Origin of the sequence: Synechococcus sp. MU1617 (assembly GCF_020514235.1) — a bacterium.
Lineage (GTDB): Bacteria > Cyanobacteriota > Cyanobacteriia > PCC-6307 > Cyanobiaceae > Parasynechococcus.
This window is the reverse complement of record NZ_VTLB01000003.1, coordinates 14982-40699: the sequence shown is the minus strand read 5'-3', so window position 1 is coordinate 40699 and position 25718 is coordinate 14982. Positions and strand designations below refer to the sequence as shown.

Annotated in this window: 22 protein-coding genes; 13 read left to right on the top strand and 9 right to left on the bottom strand. The window is 57.4% G+C overall.

All coding sequences use genetic code 11. The features are described from left to right. Positions 1-29: 29 nt before the first annotated feature. The 5 genes from FZZ90_RS07360 (at position 30) to FZZ90_RS07340 (ending at position 6012) form a co-directional block, all read left to right on the top strand. Positions 30-1430 carry a phosphatidylserine/phosphatidylglycerophosphate/cardiolipin synthase family protein gene (locus tag FZZ90_RS07360; RefSeq protein WP_226425081.1) on the top strand — a complete coding sequence of 467 codons (1401 nt, stop codon included), beginning with the start codon at positions 30-32 and terminating at the stop codon, positions 1428-1430. Continuing rightward, positions 1411-2469 (top strand): hypothetical protein, encoded by a 1059-nt coding sequence (locus FZZ90_RS07355; RefSeq protein WP_226425080.1) that lies wholly within the window; start codon positions 1411-1413, stop codon positions 2467-2469. Before FZZ90_RS07360 ends, FZZ90_RS07355 begins: the two co-directional genes overlap by 20 nt. A 56-nt stretch (positions 2470-2525) precedes the next feature. Continuing rightward, the gene (locus FZZ90_RS07350; RefSeq protein WP_226425079.1) at positions 2526-3029 is read left to right on the top strand and encodes a bifunctional 2-polyprenyl-6-hydroxyphenol methylase/3-demethylubiquinol 3-O-methyltransferase UbiG; all 504 of its coding nucleotides are present in this window, start codon (positions 2526-2528) and stop codon (positions 3027-3029) included. 212 nt (positions 3030-3241) lie between these two features. Next, positions 3242-5425 (top strand): tetratricopeptide repeat protein, encoded by a 2184-nt coding sequence (locus FZZ90_RS07345; protein ID WP_226425078.1) that lies wholly within the window; start codon positions 3242-3244, stop codon positions 5423-5425. Between the two features lie 215 nt (positions 5426-5640). Beyond that, complete coding sequence (locus tag FZZ90_RS07340) at positions 5641-6012, top strand: hypothetical protein (protein ID WP_226425077.1); 372 nt, start codon at positions 5641-5643, stop codon at positions 6010-6012. 197 nt (positions 6013-6209) lie between these two features. Here the strand turns inward: FZZ90_RS07340 and FZZ90_RS07335 are convergent, their stop codons facing one another. Further along, positions 6210-6560, bottom strand: a complete 351-nt coding sequence (locus FZZ90_RS07335; RefSeq protein WP_226425076.1) for a hypothetical protein — start codon at positions 6558-6560, stop codon at positions 6210-6212. Positions 6561-6671: 111 nt separating this feature from the next. On the opposite strand from FZZ90_RS07335, the gene FZZ90_RS07330 reads away from it, so the two are divergent. Next, positions 6672-8330, top strand: coding sequence for an alpha-D-glucose phosphate-specific phosphoglucomutase (locus FZZ90_RS07330; RefSeq protein WP_226425075.1), 1659 nt, complete (start codon positions 6672-6674; stop codon positions 8328-8330). 170 nt (positions 8331-8500) lie between these two features. Then, positions 8501-8944, top strand: coding sequence for a hypothetical protein (locus tag FZZ90_RS07325; protein WP_226425074.1), 444 nt, complete (start codon positions 8501-8503; stop codon positions 8942-8944). Positions 8945-8993: 49 nt separating this feature from the next. Here FZZ90_RS07325 and FZZ90_RS07320 read toward each other — a convergent pair whose 3' ends face one another. Continuing rightward, positions 8994-9857, bottom strand: a complete 864-nt coding sequence (locus tag FZZ90_RS07320; RefSeq protein ID WP_226425073.1) for a hypothetical protein — start codon at positions 9855-9857, stop codon at positions 8994-8996. A gap of 74 nt (positions 9858-9931) precedes the next feature. Between FZZ90_RS07320 and FZZ90_RS07315 the strand changes: the two genes are divergently transcribed. Further along, entirely contained in the window at positions 9932-10345 is a 414-nt protein-coding gene (locus FZZ90_RS07315; protein ID WP_226425072.1) for a hypothetical protein, read from the top strand. A 7-nt stretch (positions 10346-10352) separates the two neighbouring features. Here the strand turns inward: FZZ90_RS07315 and FZZ90_RS07310 are convergent, their stop codons facing one another. From FZZ90_RS07310 to FZZ90_RS07300, 3 genes are read right to left on the bottom strand one after another with little or no spacing between them, the layout of a single operon-like run. Then, entirely contained in the window at positions 10353-10643 is a 291-nt protein-coding gene (locus tag FZZ90_RS07310; RefSeq protein WP_226425071.1) for a hypothetical protein, read from the bottom strand. Then, the gene (locus FZZ90_RS07305; protein ID WP_226425070.1) at positions 10643-14074 is read right to left on the bottom strand and encodes an efflux RND transporter permease subunit; all 3432 of its coding nucleotides are present in this window, start codon (positions 14072-14074) and stop codon (positions 10643-10645) included. The genes FZZ90_RS07310 and FZZ90_RS07305 overlap by 1 nt, the downstream gene beginning before the upstream one ends. Before the next feature lie 9 nt (positions 14075-14083). Further along, a complete protein-coding gene (locus FZZ90_RS07300) occupies positions 14084-15157 on the bottom strand; it encodes an efflux RND transporter periplasmic adaptor subunit (RefSeq protein ID WP_226425069.1) in 1074 nt (357 codons plus the stop codon). A 154-nt stretch (positions 15158-15311) separates the two neighbouring features. Between FZZ90_RS07300 and FZZ90_RS07295 the strand changes: the two genes are divergently transcribed. Further along, positions 15312-17480 (top strand): AAA family ATPase, encoded by a 2169-nt coding sequence (locus FZZ90_RS07295; protein ID WP_370631040.1) that lies wholly within the window; start codon positions 15312-15314, stop codon positions 17478-17480. A 48-nt stretch (positions 17481-17528) separates the two neighbouring features. Here the strand turns inward: FZZ90_RS07295 and FZZ90_RS07290 are convergent, their stop codons facing one another. Then, entirely contained in the window at positions 17529-18170 is a 642-nt protein-coding gene (locus FZZ90_RS07290) for an alpha/beta hydrolase (RefSeq protein WP_226425067.1), read from the bottom strand. A 305-nt stretch (positions 18171-18475) separates the two neighbouring features. Beyond that, positions 18476-18973: a thymidylate synthase gene (locus FZZ90_RS07285; RefSeq protein WP_226425066.1), complete on the bottom strand. Its 498-nt coding sequence runs from the start codon at positions 18971-18973 to the stop codon at positions 18476-18478. A gap of 92 nt (positions 18974-19065) precedes the next feature. Between FZZ90_RS07285 and bcp the strand changes: the two genes are divergently transcribed. Further along, positions 19066-19533 carry a thioredoxin-dependent thiol peroxidase gene (gene bcp / locus FZZ90_RS07280; RefSeq protein ID WP_226425065.1) on the top strand — a complete coding sequence of 156 codons (468 nt, stop codon included), beginning with the start codon at positions 19066-19068 and terminating at the stop codon, positions 19531-19533. Here bcp and FZZ90_RS07275 read toward each other — a convergent pair. After that, complete coding sequence (locus tag FZZ90_RS07275; RefSeq protein ID WP_226425064.1) at positions 19511-20239, bottom strand: type III pantothenate kinase; 729 nt, start codon at positions 20237-20239, stop codon at positions 19511-19513. The genes bcp and FZZ90_RS07275 overlap by 23 nt on opposite strands. Beyond that, complete coding sequence (locus tag FZZ90_RS07270; protein WP_226425063.1) at positions 20240-21007, bottom strand: phosphoadenylyl-sulfate reductase; 768 nt, start codon at positions 21005-21007, stop codon at positions 20240-20242. Between the two features lie 67 nt (positions 21008-21074). Between FZZ90_RS07270 and FZZ90_RS07265 the strand changes: the two genes are divergently transcribed. The 3 genes from FZZ90_RS07265 to FZZ90_RS07255 are packed head-to-tail and all read left to right on the top strand — an operon-like array spanning position 21075 to position 25698. Beyond that, a complete protein-coding gene (locus FZZ90_RS07265) occupies positions 21075-22220 on the top strand; it encodes an NAD(P)/FAD-dependent oxidoreductase (protein ID WP_226425062.1) in 1146 nt (381 codons plus the stop codon). After that, positions 22217-23893 (top strand): GTPase HflX, encoded by a 1677-nt coding sequence (hflX, locus tag FZZ90_RS07260; RefSeq protein ID WP_226425061.1) that lies wholly within the window; start codon positions 22217-22219, stop codon positions 23891-23893. Before FZZ90_RS07265 ends, hflX begins: the two co-directional genes overlap by 4 nt. Next, positions 23881-25698, top strand: a complete 1818-nt coding sequence (locus FZZ90_RS07255) for an SLC13 family permease (RefSeq protein WP_226425060.1) — start codon at positions 23881-23883, stop codon at positions 25696-25698. The genes hflX and FZZ90_RS07255 overlap by 13 nt, the downstream gene beginning before the upstream one ends. The last annotated feature ends 20 nt before the right edge of the window (positions 25699-25718 follow it).

Genomic DNA, 25718 nt, shown 5'->3' with positions numbered 1-25718 from the left:
ACTCTGATCAAGGCAAGGTCTTGGTCTCGATGCTGAAGAGCAAGCTGGGATGGATGGCAGCGGCTCTTCTCTGCAGTGGCTGCAGCCAGGCGGGATCGGTGGTGGGCACGGCTCCGGCAGATCTAGCGATGCCCAAGCAGATCGATGTGGTCTTCAACCACAACGCCAGATCGCGCTACCGCTCACCCCTCACAGGCGACTGGCGCAATGGTGACGACATGGAGGCATGGCTGATTGAAGCCATTGATGCCGCCAACGACGAGGTGCTGGTGGCCGTGCAAGAGCTCAGTCTTCCAAGGATTGCCGAGGCCCTCATCGCAGCCGAGAACCGTGGTGTTCGCATTGCCGTCATCCTGGAGAACAGCTACAGCCAAGCCTGGAGCGAACAACGACCCAGCCGATTGAACCAGCGAGGCAGGCAGCGCTGGGATCAGTTGAACCGCCTGGCCGACAGCAATGGGGATGGCAGCACGAGTCCGGAAGAAGCCTTCCACGCTGATGCCGTGGCGCTCCTTCAAGCCGCGCAGATTCCACTGATTGACGACACCGAAGACGGGAGCAGCGGCAGCGGCTTGATGCACCACAAATTTCTGGTGATCGATCAAACAACGGTGATTACGGGCAGCGCCAATCTCACCAGTTCCGGCCTTCACGGTGATGCTGGCCGGCCATCCAGCCGCGGCAACGTGAATCACCTGCTGCGGTTCCACAGCCCTGAGCTCGCACTGGTGTTCCGCAAGGAATTCACCCAGATGTGGGGGGATGGCCCCGGTGGCGAGCAGGACAGTCGCTTTGGCCTGCAGAAAGCAAAAGAAGGCGTGCAAACCGTGCAGATCGGTGGCACCCGAGTGGATGCGCTGTTCTCCCCCCATCCGAAAAGAGATGCAAATCACGGGCTGAACCTGTTGGCTGACCAGTTGGAAGCGGCACGAGAGCGCATTGATATGGCCCTGTTTGTGTTCTCTGCACAGCAACTCACCAACGTGCTGCGGGACCAGATCGAGCGAGGCGTTGAGTTCAGACTGGTTGCGGATCCTGGCTTTGCCAGCCGCCCCTTCTCGGAAGTGCTCGATCTCCTGGGGGTCACCCTTCCAGATCACAGCTGCAAGGTGGAAGCTGGCAATCACCCGCTGCAGCAGGGCCTGAAAGGAATCGGCACCCCTCGTCTCGCCCGCGGCGACAAGCTCCACCACAAGTTCGCAGTGATCGATCAGCGCAAAGTGATCACGGGATCCTTCAATTGGTCCCCCTCCGCTGCTCACACCAACGACGAAACGCTGCTGGTGATTCACTCCGCCAAGCTTGCTGCGCATTTCACCCGTGAGATGGATCGCCTCTGGGACAGCGCTGAGCTGGGGATCACACCACGGATCCAACGCAAACTGGAGCGTCAAAAGATTCGATGCGGCGATGGGGTGGAGAGGAGATGAAGACCAATGGCTCAGCTCTAAACTCAAACAAGCAAAGAGAAATGAAGTAGCTGGATTCGGTAATGCCAGATGGATTAAAATAAACCTAAAGGGCATAGATTTTATGCATGAAACTGTTATTCATATTGGAGCACCAAGAACAGGCACAACTGTTATCCAAAAATATCTACTACCCAACTCAGCAAACTATTTGGTTTTCCAAAAAGAAGCCTACCAAGCATCTGGGACACGAAAAAAAGGAAATCCAAATCCATCAGCAGGTGGGGCAAATCCAGAAACACTACTAAATTGGCTCTCAACAATAGACCCCAGGAAAGAGCCTACAAACTTTTTCAATTCACTAATAATCAACTCAGCAATTCTCTCAACGGGCAGCCAAATATCCACTCTAGGGGAAAATCCATATTTCAAAATTCTCAAAGAATCAATAAAGCTAATAGAAGAAGCCTCAAACGAATCAGGCAAACCTGCTGTCATATCATCAGAACGATTGTGCGACACATCAGCTTCATTAGTATGCAGATCAAGCCATATTGATAGCAACCAAACGTTTGCTTACATTTCAGCTTGCAAAGCCATATCAGAATCAACCCGCAGGCAAGCCTTGGTTTCAGTTTGCCTGCGGGAGCCAATCAGCTACTTACGATCCAAATATTTACGAACATTTCTTCAAAGGCAGGCAATGCAAGGAGAAAGAGATTTGTCCCCTACTGAATTTACCCAAAAACAAATTACTCTCGAAAGCCATTGCCCCGGCACATCAGCATTGACACCGGCTATGCACAAAGAATTCATCAAACAAATTCAGCAGCATGCGTTTGTCAAAGCATTCGGCTTTCAGGAGCTGCTTGCATCTGACGATATCTTCTCTTTGATGGGACTACAGGGAGAAGACAAATATGCGTTCCGCGACTTCCCTAGAGAAAATAAACTCCCATTCACCAAAGAGCAAGAGCAGGGAATTGAAAATGAAATCACTCAGGCACTCAAGCAATATGGCTTTTACGATCGAATCATGAAGGCGCAGATGTTTGAGTAGAATCAAATAGTTTCATGATATACAATGAGGCAATGATAATTGCTACAACTAAGCAAATGAAAGACATGCTTCTGTCAAGCCATGAAAGACTTCAAGACCTACAAGCCCTGAAATACTTTTGCGCCAACAAGAGGATACTTGACATCGGAGCAAATACAGGTCACCTTGGAATACAAGCACTTCAAGCAGGATGCCTTCACATAACGTGCATTGAGTTAGATAAAAAAAACATTGAAGTACTAAGTCATATGTTGCCGAAAAACAAGACTCGGATTATAGAATCTGATCTATCACAAGAAGAGAACTTAGATTCATTAGATGGAGAATTCGACACAATCTTTTATCTGGCAGTTCACCAACACCTAGAGAGAAAATCGAGGGGAAGCGGATTCAAACTTCTTGAGCACATAATCGAATTAAAACCAAAACACATAATAACAAGAGCCAAAGGCTACACAAGCGAATTAAAAACCCTGCTTGAAAAGTCCTTTGGAGACTTAACTTACTACTCACACCTCGAAACAAGAATCGCGCCCATACTTGGATTCACCGCAAGATAAATAGTGCTAGGGCGAGGAAAAACAACAATAAGTACATGCCATTTAAAAATACAAATTTACTATTGCATCGTAAGTCGCACACTTAGTAATTGCATCTACCTAAATCCACGCCTCTTCTTCTCTGCCAGTCTCCTGAGCGCATCGAGCAAGTACTTGTCTCGACCCTCCACCAATGGACTGTATCGATTCAGGGATAAGTCCAAATCCCCCTCTTGGACATCCCACGAGATGTCCGCGCAGATGGCTTGTCCCCTGGCTCGGGAGACTGGATCGTCAAAAGACTCGATGCGGGGATGGGGTGGAGAGGAGATGAAGACCACTGGCTCAGCTCTAAACTCAAACAAGCAAAGAGAAATGAAGTGGCTGGATTTGGAGAAGCAGCAAATGGAAAAGCAAGTAAATCAACAAAAAAGCCGCAACTGAACTTTCAAAAATGGTTCAACCAAGCCATTTATTCACACCAGACAGGTCGACTCAGGGAAGCCGAGTCGCTTTACAAAAAAATGATCAATGCGGGAACGTCTGATCCCGCAGTCTTTTGCAATCTCGGGATCATATGCAAGAACAGTGGCAGAATCCAAGAAGCCCTTGAAAACTACGAACAGGCCATAGAGTTCGAGCCGAACGACCCGCAGATCTACAGCAATATTGGGAATCTATATCGGGACATCGGAAAGCTTGATCAAGCACTTCAATTCACATTAAAGTCACTCGATCTTGACGATCGATCGTCAACTGTCCAGATGAATCTGGGCAGCATTTATCGAGACCTTGGAAAAACAGATGAAGCGCTAACAGCTACCGTCAAGGCCATCGAGCTCGATGAAAGCAACATCGAAGCGCTACAAAACTTGAAAAGCCTTGCCAGCGACATCAAGATCAACCCACTAAATAGAGAGCACGCCAGAAAAGCCTACGAAATACTGCTCAATCGCGAAGACTTCTCCCATCGCAAACTCTGCACACTCTTCGTTCAAGACTACCTTGAAGACATACAAACAGCAGCCAAATCAAACCCCATCATCACAGACCAGAATCAGGCCCTTCATCGCCTTGCCTCAGACTGGATCTTTAGAAAATCACTGACGTTACTTATACCGCCTCATCAAAAGATCGAGGAATTCCTCACACGCCTAAGGCAGGAATTCTTGGTACACATCAGAACCGACAGCTCAATAACACCACAACTACAACTCCTCCTGGAAGCCCTGGCCACACAATGCTTCCTCAATGAATATGTCTATTGGCAATCAGACGAGGAAAAAAAATGGATCAACGATCTGATCGCAGAAGCGAAGAAAAGCGAAAAGCTTTTCAATCGATATTTACCCATGATTGGCTGCTATGCACCCATCCACGACCTTACAACTCAAGAAGCAATCAGCAAATACCCCATCAACAGCGATGAGAGCAAAGCCTTCATCGACACCCAATACAACGAGGTCGAAGCAGAGAAGAGCATCAAAGCGAGCCTCAGCCTCTGCGAGGAAGTAACCGACGATATCTCAACTGCAGTCCAGCAAATGTACGAAGAAAATCCATACCCTCGATACAAACATGCAGACCACACTCATCCCCATTTCGCAAAACCAACAGCTGAGTTCATCTCCTTAGAAACAACCATTGCAAATCTTGCGTTCACGAATGAACTCTCACTCAACTCAAGCCCAAAGATCCTAATTGCCGGATGCGGAACGGGAAACCAAGTGATCAACGCCAGTCGCTATAAAAATGCGCAAATCACTGCCATTGACATCAGCAAAAATAGCCTGGCCTACGCAGCAAGAAAATCTCAGGAGTACAACATGAATAATGTTCTGCTCCAGCAACTCGACATTCTGGATGCCAATCAACTCAAGAATGTCTATGACGTGATTGAGTGCAGCGGCGTCCTGCATCACATGCAAAATCCCGCCAAGGGGCTGGCAACACTCAACAGCAAACTGAAGCCCGGCGGCTATTTCAAGATCGGCCTCTACAGCAAACTTGCCAGACAGAAAGTCTCAGCAGCACGAGAGCTGATCCAAAACCTGAGCATTCAAAGCACACCGGCAGGCATCAGAGATTTTCGCAAGCAAGTCTTTGACGATAATCAGCATAAACTAAAAGATCTATCAATCCTTGCGAATGACTTCTATTCGCTCTCCGAGTGCCGCGACCTTTGCTTTCACGTTCAGGAGCATCAATTCACCACCAGGACCCTGGAAGAACTTTTAGCAGCCGAGAAATTAGTGTTTTGTGGATTCATGCTTCCGAAATCCATCAAGACTGCTTACCAGCACCATTTTCCAGAGGACAGCAATGGAACCTCACTGAGCAACTGGGGAGAATTCGAGAACAACAATCCATCGACCTTTCAAAGTATGTATCAATTCTGGGCCTACAAACCGTTGTAGACACCTAGACACCTTCACCAAGGGATATCAATGCAATGAACGAGAAAACATACTCCATCATCATCATCGAGAAGCGAAAGAAAATGATCTTTCCCCTCTAATGAAAGCAGATCGAGCGAAAGCTGACGCGATCAAGTCATCATCAAATACTTTGCCGACCTATCTTTCAAAATATTGATTGGCTTCAACTGCGCAAAGCACGCCAAACTGTACCCATGACTTCCAAGCTCACACGCGTTCTGCTGCTCCTCGCCATCGCCAGTCCCGCAATCGCGGCTGAGCCCTTCGAGCCATGGCCTAGCAAGGATCAATTGCGCAGCATTGAACAGGCCGCCTACGCGTGTTCACGCGACAACTCAACGGAGGCATGCGCGAGGGCCCGTGAGCTCGCCGATCCTCTGATGGATCACTCCAGGTTGCCCGGTCTCTGCAAAGACGTGCTGTGGTCCTTGATGGATGAAGCCAAAGTCGCCAACACCAACGACTTCCGGCGTAAGGACACCATCACCACCACAGCCCGACGCATCCCGAGGGTTTGCGCCGAGCCTGCGATCAAAAAAGAAAAGCCCAAAGCGCGTCAGGCCTGAGCTGCCTCAATCAAAGCCGAAGCTGAATCACTGGCCCTGCATCAGGGCGGCGACTTCTCCGCGAACAGTATCCAAAACCGCCACGGTCACGTCGGGGTGCTTCTTGATCGTGTCCACAGGCATCTGCAGCCGTGAATCCATGGCTGGTGATTCTTGAATCAACTGTCCCGCCAAATGTCTCCAGAAGACTGAGTTGATCAGTGGGATGTCGCTTGATCGCCGAGAAGATCGAGCAGGGTCTCGGATGTGGCAAGCATCTCACCCATGCTGAGTTCGCTTTCCTGACCAGCAATTTCAGAGGCCAACTCACACGCTGTAGACGAGTGGCCAGACACATCGCAACTGTTGGACAACCGCACGATGGCATTGGAAAGCTTGCCGCGCAGGCATTCTTCCGAGCCAGACTGAGTGATCACAGCATTGGCGGCATTGACTGCCTCCTGGGAAGCCACAGTCAAAGGAAGGGCCCGTTTCCAACTCTGAGATGCACCAACTGACGAAGCCATGCCAGCCATACCGACGATCAACAGCAGCAGAAAGCGATGCATGGTCGACGGGATTGGTGCGGGCCAAAGGGTAGCGGCGTCAACTGGTCGCGCCCGACGCATTGCAAGAGGATTTCCATGTTTAGGTTCCGCATATAGCCCCCATCCGTTGTGATGACCACCTCGGCCCCTGCGGAACCGACCCAACGCCAGGTGCCCCTGGCCACCCCTTTCACCGACCAGAAGCCAGGGACCTCCGGCCTACGCAAGAGCAGTCGCCAGTTCGAGGAGCCCCATTACCTCGAGAGCTTCATCGAAGCGTCGCTTCGCACGCTGCCGGGCGTGCAAGGCGGAACCCTGGTGCTGGGAGGCGACGGCCGTTACGGCAACCGCCGCGCCATCGATGTGATCCTGCGGATGGGTGCGGCCCATGGCCTCAGCAAGGTGATCGTCACCACCGGAGGCATCCTCTCCACGCCTGCCGCGTCCAACCTGATCCGGCAGCGCCAGGCCATCGGCGGCATCATCCTTTCCGCCAGCCACAACCCCGGCGGACCGAACGGCGACTTCGGCGTCAAGGTCAACGGCGCCAACGGTGGCCCCACCCCCGCCTCCTTCACCGATGCGGTGTTCGAGTGCACCAAGACCCTTGAGCACTACACGATTGTTGATGCGGCAGCGATCCCGCAGGATGCCCCTGGTCTGCACAGCATCGGCGCGATGCAAGTTGAGGTGATCGACGGCGTCGACGATTTCGTTGCTCTGATGCAGGAGCTGTTCAACTTCGAGCAGATCCGCGAACTGATTCGCAGCGACTTCCCGCTGGCTTTCGACGCCATGCATGCCGTCACCGGCACCTACGCCACCCGCTTGTTCGAAGGGCTGCTGGGTGCACCGACGGGGAGCGTGCGCAACGGCACACCCCTGGAAGACTTCGGTAACGGTCACCCCGACCCCAACCTCACCTACGCCCACGAGCTGGCCGAGCTGCTGCTCGAAAGTGACGACTACCGCTTCGGCGCCGCCTGCGACGGCGATGGCGATCGAAACATGATCCTCGGCCAGCGCTGCTTCGTGAATCCCAGCGATAGCCTCGCTGTGCTCACGGCCAACGCCACATCAGCTCCGGCCTATGCCAACGGCTTGGCGGGTGTGGCCCGCTCGATGCCCACCAGCGCTGCGGTGGATATGGTGGCCAAGGAACTGGGGATTGACTGCTTCGAAACGCCCACGGGCTGGAAATTCTTCGGCAACTTGCTGGACGCCGGCAAGATCACCCTCTGCGGGGAAGAGAGCTTCGGCACCGGCAGCAACCACGTGCGTGAAAAAGACGGTCTCTGGGCTGTGCTGTTCTGGCTGCAGATCCTGGCGGTGCGGCGCTGCAGCGTCGCTGAGATCATGGATGAGCACTGGAAGCGCTTCGGACGCCACTACTACTCTCGGCACGACTACGAGGCCGTCGCCAGCGACGCCGCTCATGGGCTCTACGACCGCCTGGAGGCCATGTTGCCGAGCCTGGTGGGTCAAGCCTTTGCCGGACGCGTCATCAGCACAGCCGACAACTTCAGCTACACCGACCCGGTTGATGGGTCCGTAACCAAGGGCCAAGGCCTGCGAATCCTGTTGGACGATGGCAGCCGGGTGGTGGTGCGTCTCTCCGGCACAGGCACCAAAGGCGCAACGATTCGCGTCTACCTGGAGAGCTATGTGCCCAACACTGGCGACCTCAACCAGGATCCCCAGGGCGCCCTGGCCGAGATGATCAGCGCCATTAACGACCTTGCTGAGATCAAGCAACGCACGGGCATGGATCAACCCACCGTGATCACCTGAGCCCCTTTCAGGGTGACGATGCGAGACGTCTTTTCTGACTGAGGGAAGGCGTCTATCTGAAAAATAAAAACAAGTTCAGCGACACTCCAACCCAAATATCAAAGGAGTAATCAACATCTAGACCGAAAAGGTCGTATCGATATAGGATCCACTGATCTAAACGTCGTCAAATGAAATCTTTACTCAGAAAATCACCGGCCATCGCTCTGGCGGTGGCATTGGGCGCGACCGGTGCTCAAGCTCAGCAGTTTTATTTCAACGCCAACTGCGTTTCGCAAATCGAACTCGAGGAGCAATGCAATGTGAGTTTCATGCGCAGATCCATGTCGGCAAGGTTTGACACGGGTCGAGCAACCAAAATCAAATACAGCAACATCCGAGCCTGGAATTACACCGATTCAACCAAGCTCAAAATGGACACAGAGCTGGCCGCTCGGATCGGCATCATCGGCCTTCTGTTCAAAAAAGCAGTTCATCGCCATGTTTTCAGCATCAACTACAGAGATGACTTTGGAGACAAGCAAAATATGATTGTGAACTTCAGCGATTCCCAATATGTCAACCCCATGCTTGCAGCCCTACGACGCAAGGCCGCAGAAGCAGAAGTCAAATAAAAAGGGGCCTCCAAAGACCCCTTCGATGAGACGTTAAGCCTGACAGCAATCAGTCGACTTTGTCGGAGATAAAGTCGACTGCTTGATAGATCGCATCAAACAAGGCACCCTTCGCTTTGGCAGACATCCCACCTGCCGAAGAACTCGCGCCGTAGGAATAGGAGAAACCAGACGACGTCTTTTCATCTCTCACAGCGCCCTCAAAACGCTTAGCGCCGATAATATCTTCTTCCCGAATACTGATGATATCAATCTTCAACGTTACAGTCGCGCTCGACTTCGTCTTTGTTTTTGTAGAGCTTGCAAACATCCCAAAAACTGGAACAAAAGCAGCCGGATTCGTCTTCGTCTCCGTACTTGAGGTGTCCGTCATATTTAGGATGACTGGACGAATGATGTAGCGCGCTCCGAGAGTCTTACCAACTTCCATCAATTCGGGAATGAAAGAGTCGTTGGTCAGATCTGCGCGATTCAAACCTGTCTGACCAAATTTCTTGTTCATGGCGGAATTCACCTTGAACCAGGAGATTGTGGTCGCGCCGGCCTCACGAATTGAATCGTTCAGAACTTCGGTAGCGAATTCGTTGGTGGTTGTCATCGACCCACCCGCAGATCCATACTGCATCGAAGAACCTGATTTATCGAAAACAGGCATCACGATGAATTTCGCCCTCGTGATGAAGCGAATGCTGCGGAGTGCATCCTCTGCGCTTGCAGCAGGCTGAACCGGGGTGCCGGGGTCATCGGAGCGGGTGTTTCTCTCATTTCGCTCGCCCCCCCGCACCTGAGCAAGGTGCTGCGCCGCCACGACGGGACTCGAAAAAATTGCAGAATTTGCATAAATTGCCCCAGCAGGAGCAGCCGCCGCTGTAGAGGCAGCAATCACAGAAAGAGTCGCGGCGAAGCCCTTCAAAACACAGTTAAAAGCTCGCGATAAAATATCACACAATTGAAATCAGAATGCCCATGCGCCTACCAAGCATTGTCTTGGCACTCAGCACCATGAGTGCAAGTTTTACACCGGTCCTCGCCAACATGCCTGATTCAGCGTCAGGCAGCTTCAAAGTGGAAGCACTATGCACAATCTCCAACGCCTATGCAACATGTCATCCACAAATCCGAGGCGATCAGCTCATCATTAATTTCCCATCAGAGCTCGTCGTACTCGACAAAGACGAGGTCAAGAGCATTGATCTCTATGACAGCCGGCGCCGCGAGTTCATCCGCTTCTTCAAAAAAACAGGCGACATTGATTTCGCCATTTCTTTCCTCGAAGGGAATGAAACACGAACAGGGTTTATCCGATTCAAGAACAACAGATCAGCCCGCAGCTTCTACAAACGGCTTGTCGAATACAACCCAGCGTTATTCAAATCACCCGTAACCATCGAGGTTTACTGACCCAGTCTTAGCGACCACCGCGATGTGAATTGCTGTGCCGATAGGCAGGATCGGTGGCCTGCTCCTGCAACTGACGCATCGTCTCGATCGCAAATCCCCCCAGACCGCCTGATGTGATCACCATCAAATAGAAGAGACGCAAACGACCCAGAGCAATCTCGGCAGGGCTGTTGTCAATCAGCACCTTGAGGAAATAGGCCACCGCCAAACCAAGTCCGGCACCGATAGCCACAGCAATCAACACACGCATGCCACTGAAGGGCTTGCGCTGATTCACCTCAGTGTTCAGCTCAGCCATCAGCTCGGTTGCGGGGTGGGCGTTGAGCCGTCCTCAGGGGGCTTGGCATCGGCCTCTCCCAGCAGGGTCTTCATCACCACATAGAAGACAGGCACCACCAGGGTGGAGAGGAAGGTGGCCACCAACAGACCACCGAACACCACCAGACCCAGGGATGACTGACTCTGCGCACCAGCACCGCTGGCGAGCATCAGCGGCAGGAATCCGGTGAGGGAAGAGATCGCCGTCATCAAGATTGGTCGTAGACGCGACTTGGCCGAAAACTTGGCGGCTTCCAGAGCCGACTCACCTTCGCCCATTTTCTGATTGGCCAGATCGACAATCAGAATCGCGTTACCGCCAGCCAAGCCGATCAACATCACCAGACCCACCTGGGCATAGATGTTGAGCACCTGGCCGGCCGCCCCAAGGAACACAAGGGCTCCCAGCAGAGCCGTCGGCACGGTCAGCAGGATGATGATCGGATCGGTATAGCTCTCGTACTGAGCCGACAGCACCAGAAACACCGCCAGGATGCCAAGAGCAAAGATCACCACGGCGAGGGATCCGGCCTTCACTTCTTCGCGGGAGATGCCAGTCCAGTCGAAACCAAGACCTTGATAACTGCCGGCGTTGAAGATCTGCTTCATCGCCCCAATCGCCTGACCGGAACTGTTGCCCTCCTTGGGGGTGCCCTCAATCTTGATTGAGCGGTACAAGTTGAAGTGGGGAATGACGCTGGGTCCCACCGTCTGCTTCACGGTGAAGAACTCCGAGAGAGGAATCTGCTCACCCTTGGTATTGGCGACATAGATGGCCGACAAGCGCTGTGGGGTGGCCCGGCTCACCTCATCCGCCTGCACATAGACGCGACGAACCTTGCCCTCCTGGAAGGTGTCGTTCACATATTGACCACCGAAGTTGACGCTGAAAGCCGACATCGCTGAACCGAAGTCGACCCCGAGCGATGCCATCTGCTCACGGTCTACATCGATCTTGTACTGCGGAGCCTGGGGCGAAAACAGCGAATAGACCCGATTGAGAATGGGATCGGCATTGCCGGCCTGCATGATCTGCTGGGCCGTGCCGAAGAACTCATTCAGCGAGTACACACCGCTGCTCTGGTCGAGCAGCTGGAACTCAAAACCGCCGCCGGTGCCGTAGCCGGGAATGGAGGGAGGTTCCACCACGAACACCCGTCCGGCATCAATGGCGTCGTACATCTTGGCGTTGAGCCGCTTCACCACAGCACCCACGGTGTGGTCTTTACCGGGCCGTTCATCCCAGTGCTTCATGCCAATGAAGAACAGACCCTTGTTGGGCGCGTTGCCATCGAGACTGGCGCCGCTGAACAGGGCTGCCGATGCGATGTCCTCTTCCGTGCGCATCACTTCAGCAACCTGACGGTTGATCGCCAGGGTCTTCTCGTTGGAGACCCCGTCAGGAGCCTGAACGAAACCGATGGCGTAGCCCTGGTCTTCAATCGGCACAAAACCACCGGGAATGCGGGTGAAGGCAAATCCGGTGAGCAGGATGCCCGCAGCCAGGGCTGCCATCACCATCGGGCGAGCCTTGAGAACGCCGTCGAGGATCGTGGCGTAGCGCTTTTCAAAACCGCCGTAGAGGCGATTGAAGTTGGTGAAGATCACCGGAATGAAGTAGCCAACGCCGCCTCCGATAGCGGTAAACAGCACCACCGGGATCGGATTGGAGAAGATCACGCCTGTGGTGATTACACCCACTGCCGCTCCACCAGCGGTGAAGGGAAGACGCAAGGGCAGCGCGCTGATCTTGCCCGCGATGAAGCCGATCACCGCACCGATCACCGTTGGAATTAGAGCAGCTGCCGCTCCGTTGCCAGCACTGAGCAGGCCATAGATAAAGCCAAGAACCACGCCGGCCGTGGCGTACTGATTGCGGCTGAGCTCCTTGGTCTCGCGGGACAGCAGCAAAGCCGACAGCATCGGCGAGAACGTCAGTGCGTTGAAGGTGGAGATGCCGATCGAGAAAAGGATCGTGGCGGCGAACTGCTTGTAGATCGTGCCGGTGGCACCCGGGAAGAACAGCACCGGCAGGAACACCGCCATCTTCACCAGCGACGTGGCGATCACAGCCCCGAACAGCTCATCCATGGTTTCCATGGCGGCCTGCACCGACGTCATCCCTTCAGCCTTCTTGGCAGAGGTGTCTTCCACCACGGTGATGGCGTCATCCACCACGAGGCCGGTGGCCAGCACAAGACCGAACAGGGTGAGCTGGTTGAGCGAGAAACCGAAAGCCAGCACCAGGGCAAAGGTGCCGATCAAAGCCACTGGAATAGCAATGGCGGGTACGAGCGTGGCCTTCCAGTTCTGCAGGAACAGAAACAGGATCAGTACCACCAGGATCACTGCGTCCCGCAGGGAGTTGGTCACACCTTTGATCGACTGGTTGATGAAGTCGGTGGTGTCGTAGATCTTCTGCACGCCGAGACCAACCGGCAGGGTTTTCTCGAACTCACCCAACACCTCCTTAACGCCGTTGGAGACCTCGATGGCGTTACTGCCCGAGAGCTGATAGATGGCGATGCCTACCGAAGGCGTGCCTTTGAGATCCATGGCATCGATGCCGTAGATCTCACCGCCAAGCTCCACCCGCCCCACATCCTTGAACCGCACCAGGCCACCGGCATCGGTGGTTCTGAGAATGATGTTTTCGAATTCCTGTGTGCTGGTTAGACGACCCTGAAGCTGTACCGTGAAGGTGTATTCCTGCCCCTCCGGCGCAGGGGAGCCGCCGATCTTGCCTGCTGGCACCAGACGGTTCTGACTGCGCAGCTGGTTGACCACATCGGTGGCCGAAAGATTGTTGGCGGTCAGTTTCTCGGGATCCAGCCAGAGACGAAAGGCGATCTTGCGGTTACCGAAGTAGGTGACATCACCGACGCCCTTCACCCGCTTGACGTTGTCGGTGAGGTTCTTGTCGAGATAACCACTGATCGTCTCCACCGAATATTCGGTTTTGGAGGGGTCTTCGTTAACGAAGTTGTAAACCAGGAGGATCGAGTTGGAGGCCTTGTTCACCGTCACACCCGACTTGCGCACCTCTTCCGGCAGCTGAGGTTCAGCCAGGGAGACGCGGTTCTGAACATTCACCTGGTTGATGTTGCCATCGGTTCCGCTGTCGAACGACACCGAGATTGAACTCACACCATCCGAGGAGCTGTTGGAGGTGATGAAGTCCATGTTCTCCACCCCGTTGATCTGCTGCTCGAGCACGGAGGTGACCCCCTGTTCAACCGCAACAGCGTCAGCGCCCACGTAGGTGGCCTGCACCTTCACCGTGGGAGGAGCAATGTCGGGGAGGTTTTCAATCGGAAGGATCGGAATCGCGATCAAACCGACGATCACGATCAGCAGGCTGCAGACCGTGCTGAGAACCGGCCGGGTGATGAAGTTATTGGAAGCAGACATCGATCAACCTCAGTTCGCCTTGGCGGGTTGCACCTGCACAGGCATGCCGTGTTTCAGGTTGAGCAGATTGGTGGTGACCACCATCTGATTGGCTTCCAGTCCTTTGGTAATCGGATACAGCTGGTTCTCCAGCTCGCCCACCGTGACCGGCGTCTGCAGGGCAAACTTGGCATCAGCGGGAAGTTTGCCGGCCTTGATCCCCTTCTCCAGGGTCTCAAGATCGGCCTTGCCAGGATTCTCTTTGAGCTCCTCGAAACTGCCGAGTCGGAACACGAAGCTCTGGCCCGAGGTCTGGGTGACAGCGGCGAAGGGAACGGCCAGCTGTTCTTCCGCCTTGATCTGCACCCGCGTGCGCAGACGCTGCCCATCCTTCAGTTGCCCATCGGTGTTCGGGAAGACCGCCTTCACCAACAATCCTTGGGTCTGTTTGTTGACCCTTGGGTCGATCGAGCCGACTTCTCCAGTAGCAATCAACTCGTAACTGCCTGGAGCACTGAGCAACACCGGCTGTCCTAGAGCCAGACGTGTCGAGAACACGGCGGGCACCTCAACACGTGCTTCCAATTCGTTGTTCTGCACCAGGCTGGTGAAAACCTGGCCTTGCTGAATCACATCGCCCACCTTCACCTTCACATCAGCAACCGTGCCAGCAGAGGGTGAGCTCAGATTGCTGTAGTCGAGCTCGGCCTGGGCTGCGATGTATTGGGTGCGGTAGCGATCCAATTCCTTCTGCGACGCAGCACCCGTCTCGGTCAGGTAGACGTAACGCTCGTAATTGGCTTTGGCGGTGTCGGCTTTGGCTTTTTTCTCGACCTGATCGAGCACCACCAACAGCTGACCAGGTGCAACTTCATCACCCTGGCGAATCTTCAACTCAAGAATTCTTCCTCCCGACTGGGCAGCGAGCTCGACAAGGTTGCTGGCCTCCAAGGTGCTGACGGTGTCGACACCCTCGGTGAACTCAGCAAGCTGAGCGGGAACGGCCTGTACCTTCGGTGGCGGCGGCTTCGGTGCCTCGCTTTTGCAGGAACTGACCGTGATCAGAGCGGCGAGGGTGAGCAGAAGTCGCTGCGGATGACGCACGGCAATAGGGCTTTGACCCGGATTATGCAGGGTTCTTGGGGGCCTGACTGCGAAGGTCTGCAGGCTTCGAAACAGGCACGCCAAAAAACATTCGATTCGGCCCAGCTCAAGCGCCGATTGAGAACGTCAGGGACACTGGGTCATCGCCGATGGTTTGTTGGCTCAGGACCTCTTCGCTTTTCAAGGTGAACAGCAACTGCGGCGGCTGGCACCCCTGGCCGACCGCATGCGGCCGCGCACGCTGGAGGAATTTGAAGGCCAGAGCGGGATCCTGGCCGACGGACGGCTCCTGCGCCGTGCCATCAAGGCCGATCGGGTCGGCAACCTGATCCTGCATGGCCCGCCCGGGGTCGGCAAAACGACCCTGGCGCGGATCGTTGCCAACCACACCCGCGCTCACTTCAGCAGCCTTAACGCCGTGCTGGCCGGCGTTAAGGACCTGCGAATCGAGGTGGATGCTGCACGCCAGCGTCTTGAACGGCATGGCTTGCGCACGATCCTGTTCATCGACGAAGTGCACCGCTTCAACAGCGCCCAACAGGATGCGCTGTTGCCGTGGGTGGAGAACGGGACCGTCACCCTGATCGGTGCCACCACGGAAAACCCTTATTTCGAAGTCAACAAGGCGCTGGTCAGCCGCTCACGGCTGTTTCGTCTACTGCCGCTGGAGGCGGAGGATTTGCAGAGGCTGCTGCAACGTGCCCTTGCGGACGACGAGAGGGGCTACGGCGACCGCTCAATCGCCATCAGCCGCGATGCCGCCGACCACCTCGTTGATGTGGCGGGAGGAGACGCCCGCAGCCTGCTCAATGCCCTTGAACTAGCGGTGGAGAGCTCCGAGCCCGATGGCGACGGCGTGATTCAGATCAACCTGGCTATCGCCGAGGAATCCATCCAGCAGCGGGCTGTGCTTTACGACAAGCACGGCGATGCCCACTACGACACCATCAGCGCCTTCATCAAATCGCTGCGGGGCTCCGATGCCGATGCGGCGCTGTTCTGGCTGGCGCGAATGGTGGAAGCCGGTGAGAACCCGCGCTTCATTTTTCGACGGATGCTGATTGCAGCAGGGGAAGACATCGGCCTGGCCGACCCACAGGCCATCGTTGTGGTGGAAGCCTGTGCCGCAGCCTTCGAACGGGTGGGGCTGCCCGAAGGCCTGTATCCCTTGGCACAGGCCGCGTTGTACCTGGCGGGCACAGAGAAGAGCAACAGCGTTCTGGGCTTCTTTGATGCCCTCAAAACAGTGCGCGATGCACAGAAACAAGACGTGCCCGGTCATTTGCGCGATGCCAACCGCGATGGAGCCGCCTTTGGCGATGGCGCGGGCTACCGCTACCCCCACGCCTACGCGGAACACTGGGTAGAGCAGCAATACCTCCCCACATCCCTGCAAGGGGAAGTGTTCTGGCAGCCCGGCCAACTCGGCTGGGAAGGAGAACGGCGCGAGCGGATGGCCGAACGCCGGGCGGCCCAACTCGCCGCGGCCGCGGAGCTGGCAGCCGACCAGCCCTTGCTGCTGAGCAGCGGACCCGACCGTCCCGGCGTGGATCGCTGGGTGCAGCGTCAACTCGGGCAGGAGGGGGAACGACTGCAGCGCCTGCGCGAGCGGCTTTGGCGAGAGATTCCCTGGACCCGTCGAGATCGGGTGCTGTTGTTAGGGATGCGCTCGCTGATCTGGGCCCTCGATCCATTGAGGGCCGCCCCGGAAGGTGGCGTGACCGTGCTCTGCGACAACGAAGCCGACCGCAGCCGCTTGGAAGCGCAGATGGATCTGCTCGAACCGGAGCATCGGCCAGACCTCTTGACCGGCGACTTCAATGCTCTGCCACCGAGCCAAGCCTTCGACTGGATCGGAGGACGGCTCGCCGCGGCCGACCTGCAAGGACAGAACTGGACAGCGCTGCTGGAGGCGATCAACCGGCATGCCCTACCGACAACGGGCTTACGGCTGTTGGTCAGCCGCGCCGAAATGGGGCCCGCCGGTGCGCTCCAGCAAAACGGAGATACGGCCGAGCTGTTCAGCGATCTGGTGGCTCAAGAACAGCAGTGGCTTGAGCTGCAGCTGCGTCCGGACGAGTTGTTGGCGAACGCCGGCTGGCAGCTCCGTTGTGAGGAGTGGGTGGAGCATCTAACCCTGCCGGGGGGGACGGAGCTGGCTGAGCGATGGCTGGCCGAAGGGTCGCCCTACCGGCAGGCCATGGGAGAAATCAGCACGGAGGTGCTGACGCAGTTGCGCCGATCCTTGAACAGCCTGGGCGAGGTTGGCCTGCGACTGCCGATGCGCCATCAATTGATCCAAGGCGAACGAAGCACGCCATAAAAAAACCCCGGCCGAAGCCGGGGTGAAGGCAAAGGGCTCAGGGCCTGATCACCAGAGGGGACGTGCAGGAGCGACGTAGGCGGGACGTGCAGCGGGCTCAGGCAGCACTGAGTTGGCCTGAACGCAGGCGGGCAGGAAGACATACCAGGACAGCAGCGAGGTGCACTGGGCGTCGCCTTCGCACTTGTCGGGAGCGCAGACGTTCTGGATGCCGTCGTAAGTGCCGCAGGTGTCAGCCAGGCGGAAGTCAACGGGCAGCTCAGCCATGATGCCGGCGGAGGAGATTTCACCGTCGATGGAGTCGGCGATGATCGCGGAACGAAGGGCTACCACGGAGGTGGACTTCATCTTCCAGTAGGGGAAGTAAGAACGGGTCTGATCCTTCAGGAACTTGACGCCGTCGTCGGAGTACAGGAAGCGATGCACGCCGATGATGTCGACGGCATAGGTCTTGGTCATGCCTTCCTGGATTTCTTCGGCAGTCCAACCGGAGTTGTTGATGCCGGCATCCAGAGCACGGTCGGTGATTTCACCGGTGCTGAGGAAGGTTTTGAATTCAGAAGAAGTGGTGGTCCACACGGCGCCGCCGGTGTTCCAGCGGACAGGACGCTTGGTGCCTGCTTCAGCAGGGACAGCCAAGGCGGCGAGGGATGCACCGGCCAGCAGGCCAGCAGCGAGACGATTAAACACGGACGACAAAAAGGGACGTCAAGAAAAACGTAGCCCTGAAAATAGAAACTGCGTGCATCACCAAAAGCCTTAAGGATCCAAGAGTGCCGATACCACTAGCTTTCCAAAGAAAGAGACGCGCGAGACTCAAAAATTCAGGCCGATTTGTACCTTCTCAAAGCTCAAATCAGGAATCACCTACCCAGCTAGGTCGCCTAGGGAACCCAAGCCAGTCAAGAGAATTCTCCCTCACATGAGAATCACCTAAAACTGAAAAATTCAGATCGGCTCGAACCCAACGTGGGATCAAAACTAAAACTCGCAAGTCAATTCAACTGAATGCGTTGCCAGCCATCTGGACAACGCCCGGCCTCAGCCTGGCCTGTTCCCTCCCGATCACCACGACAGTGGTGCATCCGCAATCGACCGCCCGAGCGCTCCACCTCCGCCAGGTAGGCCTCCGTGCCGTGATGGGGCTCAAGCCACAGCCGGGTCCGAACAGCATCACGATCCACCCTCGCCAGCAACTGCGGCCCGGAGGACAGGCCCAGATCTTGCAGAGAACTTGCGAATTCACCCCAGTAATGGCGCGTCATCTGCGCGCGGGTGAACTCCATCAGCAGGGTTTCGGCTTCGCTGCGCTGATGCAGGGTGATTTCACGCTGCATCAGCCGCCGGCTGAGGTCCGCCGGCGACGGCTGAGGAGCACCGTGATCGAACGAGAACCCTTGTCGCGGCGCAACGAGTGCACTCACCCCCATGGTCAAAAGGCCCAGAGCCGCCATAGAGCGTGCGATTTGCTCGACCCGAATCCGCGACACCATCGCCCAAAAGCTGCAGGCTGGTTGCAACGTAAGCAGCACAGACAGTCTTGTCCTGAAGGCCGTACGCTGCCGCCACAGAAAAAACCTCTTCCGTGAGTCTGCAAATCGGCGACGCCGCCCCCGACTTCACCCTGCCCGATCAAAACGGCGATCCCATCAGCCTCGCTTCACTGCGCGGAAAGAAGGTTGTTCTGTACTTCTATCCCAAGGACGACACCCCAGGCTGCACCAAAGAAGCCTGCAACTTCCGCGATCGCTGGGAGGAACTGAAGGCCCACAACATCACCGTCTTGGGCATCAGCAAGGACGGGGCCACCTCCCACAACAAATTCATCAACAAGCACGAACTTCCGTTCACCCTGCTCACCGATGAGGAGCCCTGTGCCGTCGCCAGCCTCTATGAGAGCTATGGGTTGAAGAAGTTCATGGGGCGCGAATACATGGGAATGATGCGCCACACCTTCCTGATTGATGAAGAGGGAAAACTCGAGCGGATTTATCTCAAGGTGAAAGCGGCCACCATGGCCGACACACTGATCAGCGATCTCGACCTGAGCTGAGCCCAGCACCCAAATTCAGCAGCGCTTGCAACTGAAGATCGCCCTCCAGCTGCAACAAGGATGGTGAGCCTGTCCAGTGCCTTTGCACCAGGGCAGCGTCGCCACCGCAGATCCACAGCAGCCCTTGGGCATGCTGCTGAGCCGCTGTGATGGTGGCCAACATCGCCTCCAACACACCGCGCCGCATGGCTGCGACGGTCAGTTGTGGGAAGACCTCTTGGAAGGCCTCGTCGTCGTCGCTGAGGTCAGCAGTTGAGGGAAGGCCGACGGTTCCCTCTGCCATGGCCTGGAGTTGAAGCCGGTAGCCGGGAATCAACTGACCTCCTCCAAAACAACCATCAGCCGTCACCCGGGTGATGCTCAAGACGGTGCCGGCATCCACCAGAAGCAAGCCCCTGGAACAGTCGAGCTTTCGCTCCTGACTGCAGCGCCAGGCCATCCAGGCCCCGAGGGCTCGATCCACACCCAACCAAGGTGGCGCCTGCGGAAAGGGCACATCCTCAAGGCGAATGCGCAGATCCTGATGGGCCATGAGCTGCTCGGGCACCGACCCCACCGCCGCCCAGATCGGAGGTTCGCTCCCGATGCGAGCAGGATCTGGGCCCCCGTGATCAACACGAACACCATGGTCATGCCGCTGAGCCCAATGCCAGCGGCTGTTGCCAATCAGCAGAGCGCGACCGCCGCCCCGTTCAGACCCCGCCACTCAGATGCCTTCACCCATTAGCCCTTCATTGGCCTCCTGGGGTACATGGATTCCACACTCCTGCTTCAGTCCGCCGAATCGGGTGTCGCGGCCACTCAGTTCTCCCACATCAGGTCCACTGGAATGCCAGTCCCCCACGGTGGAATAACCCTGCTCAAACAACGGATGCTGGGGGAGATTGTTCGCTTGCATGTAGTAGTAAACGTCGCGCTGCGTCCACTCGAGCAAGGGTCGCAACGACCAGCGATCCCGAATCGGATCCAATGCCGTCATCGAGCGGCGGTGATCGGTCTGCCCACGCCGCACACCGCTAGCCCAGCAGCGCGTGTCCAGGTTGTTGAGCGCCCGCTCCAGGGGTTCTACCTTGCGGATACGGTGATAAATCTCCATGTCTTCCACTCGACCGGACTCCCAGAGCCGACCATGGAGGGCCTCCATACGAGCTGGGGACATCTCGCTCTGACTCACCACCAGACGAATCCTGAGCTGCTGGGTGAGTTGATCGGCGTAGGTGTACGTCTCTGGAGGCAGATAACCGGTATCGATCCAGATCACCGGCACAGCATCACCGCCGGGGAGGGTGCTCAGCATGTGCAAAAGCACAGCCGATTGAATCCCGAAACTCGTGGTGAGGACGAAGTTCTCGCCGAACTGCTCGAGTCCCCAAGCCAACCGCTGCTGAGGCTCCATCGACTCCAGCAGCTTGCGCCCCTCGAGCAACTCGTTTTGCACCGCCATGGGCACCATGGACTCGGGGGCCTCCGTCATCACGCCATCTTCCCCTGTCGTGGGACCGACGGTGGTTCCTATCGTTTGAGAATCAGCAGTTCCTTTCATGCGTTCACCCTCGTCCCCATCGGATGCCGTGGTGATCGTTGGCGGTGGATTCGGAGGACTGTTCACAGCACTTGCTCTTCAGCGACGACAGCCCAGCTGCCCCATCGTTCTGATCGAACCGCGGGATCGCTTTCTGTTTCAACCGCTGCTGTACGAACTGCTTAGCGATGAGCTTCAAGGCTGGGAGGTGGCCCCCCGCTATGACCAACTACTGAACAACAGCGTCTGCTGGATTCAAGACAGCGTTGTTGGAATCGATCAAACCAGCCAAAGCATCGAATTGGCCTCCGGGGACCGCTTGGGCTGGGCGCAACTGGTGTTGGCAACGGGCTCGAAAGCCAACGATTTCGGCATTCCAGGCGTCAAGGAACACAGCTCAGGCTTCCGAGACCTCAGCGATGTGAGCCGCCTCAAGCAATGGATCAACAACCTGGATCAGCAACGGGATGAAGATGCCGGTCTGATCATTGTTGGCGCGGGACCCACCGGCGTGGAGCTGGCCTGCAAGCTGGCGGATCTGATCGACGGTGCTGCCAGCGTTCGACTGGTGGAGATGGGCGATGTAATCCTTCCCGGCAGTACAGCGTTCAATCGGGAGCGGGCCCAGGCCGCGCTGGAACGCAAAGGGGTGGTGGTGCAGCTGAACACCAGCGTGAGCGAAGTGAAGTCCTGCACTGCTGTTCTTGCCGATGGTGCTGTGCTGCGGCACACAGGCTTGGTCTGGACAGCAGGGAGCAGTCCCTCCATCCCCGCCATCTCTCCCACGCCTGTGCTGGAACGGGGCCGTCTGGCCGTTGACGATGACCTGCGCCTGGTGGGGAACGCCAACACGTTCGCCATCGGGGATGTCTCAGCCCAGCCAGGCAGCCCATGGCCCGCGAGCGCCCAGGTGGCGATGCAGCAGGGCGGTACCACTGCAGCTGCCATCGCGAAGCTCAGGATGGACGAAGAGCCTCAACCCTTCCAGTTCGAGGACCGAGGCGAAATGCTCAGCCTCGGTGTCGGTGACGCCACCCTCACCGGCATGGGGATCACCCTCGCTGGCCCCTTGGCCTTTCAGCTTCGACGGGCCACGTATCTCACGCGCCTGCCAGGGCTCTCCCTGGGTCTGCGCTCGGCTGGCGCCTGGTTGTTGAACCGTTGAAGCAATCCCACCTCGGCGGGCGTTGTCGTGGTCTGCGCCCCAGCCAGCAACGGCAGCTGGAGCGCTTAAGCCATCGCCGTCATCCCGAAGACTGCGGGGCCGATCTGCTGAGCCTGGAACGCTTGGCCGATCTGGTGCTGGATCTGGAGATGCCACTGCATCTGGTGCTGGACGGCCGTGGGCTCTGCCGCCTGCTCTGGCTGGGGCCTCTCACCGGCAGCGATTCGCTGCTGCAACATCTGCCGGCAACACCGCGGCGGAGCAGCGGGGGATGGCGACTGATCAGCTGCCCTTTCGCCCGCAAAGGGCTGCACCAGGATCCCCGCGACGCCGTGGTCGCCCTCGACATCGCTCCTCGGCACTGGCTGCGCTTTGCACCGTGCCCGGCGGCCGATGGAGCTCGGCCGGCCGAACTGTTGATCCCTGACCCATCGCAACCCGATGGCTGGAGGCCTTTTGAACAGGGCGATCTGAGGGACCTTTGCACCCTCACACCGGACGAACCTCAACCCCAAAGCATCAGCGCCGCGGCCGGAGACGAGCGGGTGCTTCTGCTCACGCTCACCAGTGGCGATGAGCAGCGCGACCAGCGGGATCTGGCTGAGCTGGAAGGACTGGTGCGCAGTGCAGGCGCCGAACCGGTGGCCCGGACCAGCCAGCGCCGGGGCCAAACCAATCCCCAAACGCTCTGGGGCTCCGGAAAACTTCAGGAAGCCGCCCTCGAGATCCGCCGCTGCCAGGCCTCCCTAGTCATCACCGACAGGGAGCTCACCCCCGTGCAGGCGCGCAATCTGGAACGGCTGCTCAGCTGCCCGGTCTCCGACCGCAGCGAATTGATCCTCGACATCTTTGCCCAGCGGGCCGGCAGTGCTGCAGGACGGCTTCAAGTGGAACTGGCTCAGCTGCGCTACCGGCTGCCGCGCCTGCTGGGACGTGGCAGCAGCCTCTCCCGGCAGGGCGGCGGGATCGGCACGCGCGGCCCTGGGGAAACACAGCTGGAAAAGGACCGAAGGGCCATCAGCCGACGCATCGAACGACTGCTTCGAGATCAACGCCAACTTCAATCCCACCGCAGCCGCTTGCGGGATCAGCGGCGTGGTCTGCCGCGGGTGGCACTGGTTGGGTATACGAACGCGGGGAAATCCAGCCTGCTCAATGCCTTGTGTGGCAAACGGGCCAGTGATCGCGTGCTGGCGGAGAACAAGTTGTTCGCCACCCTGGACCCCACCACGCGGAAACTCGACCTGCCCTGCCCTGGGGCACGACCCCAACGGCTTCTGCTCACTGACACCGTGGGCTTCATCCGCGATCTCCCCGCCCCACTGGTGGAAGCCTTCCGCGCGACGCTGGAGGAGGCACTGGACGCCGATGTGCTGCTGCTGGTGGTCGACCTTGCCGACCCCGACTGGCAAGGCCACCTCGACACAGTGCATCGCCTGCTCGATGACCTCGACAGCACAGCCTTGCGCCGGGTGATCGCCAATCAGATCGACCACTGTGAGGCGACTGCGATCGAGACGATTCATCAGCGGGAACCCGACGCCCTTTTTCTCTCGGCCGTGCGGGGGGATGGGTTGCAGGGCCTACAGCAGTGGTTGCGCGAGCAATTTTTTGATCCCGGGGCAGAATCGCCGCAATTGACGATCGGCGAGTCGCCGCCATGGCCGAGCTGAGCAGCGCTCTTCAGAACCCTCAAGCGTTGATCACCCTGGCCGTGTTGGGGCTGGCGGTGGTGCTGTTCATCACCGGAGTGATTACCCCGGAGCTCACCGGGTTGCTGAGCCTGAGCCTGCTGATCGCCACCGGTGTGCTCAATCCCCAGGAGGCCCTAGCGGGGTTCGGCAGTCCTGCACTGATCACCCTGTTGGGCCTGTTCCCTGTCTCCGCTGCACTGTTCAAAAGCGGTGCCCTGGATCGCCTGAGGGCCCTGATCGCCTCGGAGCGGATCCGCTCCTCGCGCCGTCTGATCGCGCTGATGGCTTTCGTGATCGCCCCGGTATCGGGAGTTGTACCCAACACGCCCGTGGTGGCATCGCTGCTACCCGTGGTGGAGGGCTGGTGCCAAAGGCGCGGCATTTCGCCATCCCGGGTGCTGTTGCCGTTGTCGTTTTCAACCGTTCTGGGGGGCACCCTCACCCTGCTGGGCAGCTCTGTGAATCTGCTGGTTAGCGATATCAGTGAACAACTGGGCTATGGCTCCCTCGATCTGTTCAGCTTCACCCTGATCAGCCTGCCGGTCTGGCTGGCAGGGGCCATTTATCTGGTTTTGGCTCCAAGGGTGCTGTTGCCGGACCGAGGTGCCAGCACGGATGACCTCGGCGGCAACCCCAAGACCAGCAGCTACTGCACGGAAGTGCGCATACCACCGGAGTCGGAGCTGGTGGGCAGCTCTCTCCTAAACAGTCGATTGCAACGTCGTTTCGACGTTGACGTGCTGGAACTACAGCGCGGTGGAGAGCGACTCCTGCCACCCCTGGCGGACCGTCGTCTTGAGGCCGGCGATCATCTGCTGTTGCGGGTCACTCGCCTTGATCTGCTGCGGCTCCAGCAGGATCACACAATTCAGCTCACAACCCAGGGGCAGAACGCTGGTTTCAGCCTGAACACCGAAGAGGCCAGTGGACAAAAAACCGTGGAGGTTTTGTTGCCTGCTGGCTCCACCTTGGCCGGTGCCAGTTTGCGGGAACTACGGTTCCGGCAGCGCCACAACGCCACCGTTCTCGCCCTGCGCCGCGGCCAGGAGACCGTTCAGGAACGCCTCGGCCAGGTGATCCTGAGGGAGGGCGATGTGCTGCTACTCCAGGCACCAATCGACTCCATCCGCGGCCTGCAGGCCAGCAACGACCTTTTGGTGCTGGATCGTCTGGAGGATGACCTGCCCACCGTGCGGCGCAAGCCCGTGGCCGTCAGCATCGCCTTGGCGATGCTGCTGCTGCCGACTCTCACCCCCATCCCCCTAGTGGCGGCGGTGCTGTTGGCCATGGTGAGCGTGGTGGCCACCGGCTGCCTTCGCCTTGGTGAACTGCAGCGCTCAATCCGACTGGACGTGATCCTGCTGCTGGGATCCCTGACCAGTTTCAGTGTTGCCATGCAGAAAACGGGCCTGGCCGATGCCCTCGCCCTGGTGCTCCAACAGGGGCTAGCGGGCTGGCCAAGCTATGCCGCTTTGATGGTGGTCTTCATCGGCACCACGCTGTTGACGCAGGTGATGAGCAATGCGGCCTCAGTCGCCCTGCTGGCGCCGGTGGCAGTGCAACTGGCTCCGTCCCTGCAGCTGTCCCCCACCGCCTTGCTGATCACAGTGCTGTTCGGAGCCAGTCAGTCTTTTCTCACCCCCGTGGGGTATCAGACCAATTTGATGGTGTTCGGCCCAGGCCGTTATCGCTTTCTTGACGTCACCCGCTACGGACTTGGCCTGACGGTGATCATGACCATTCTCGTGCCGGCCTTGATTCTCTGGCATTACGGCGGATCCTGAACAACACTGGTCAGATCTCA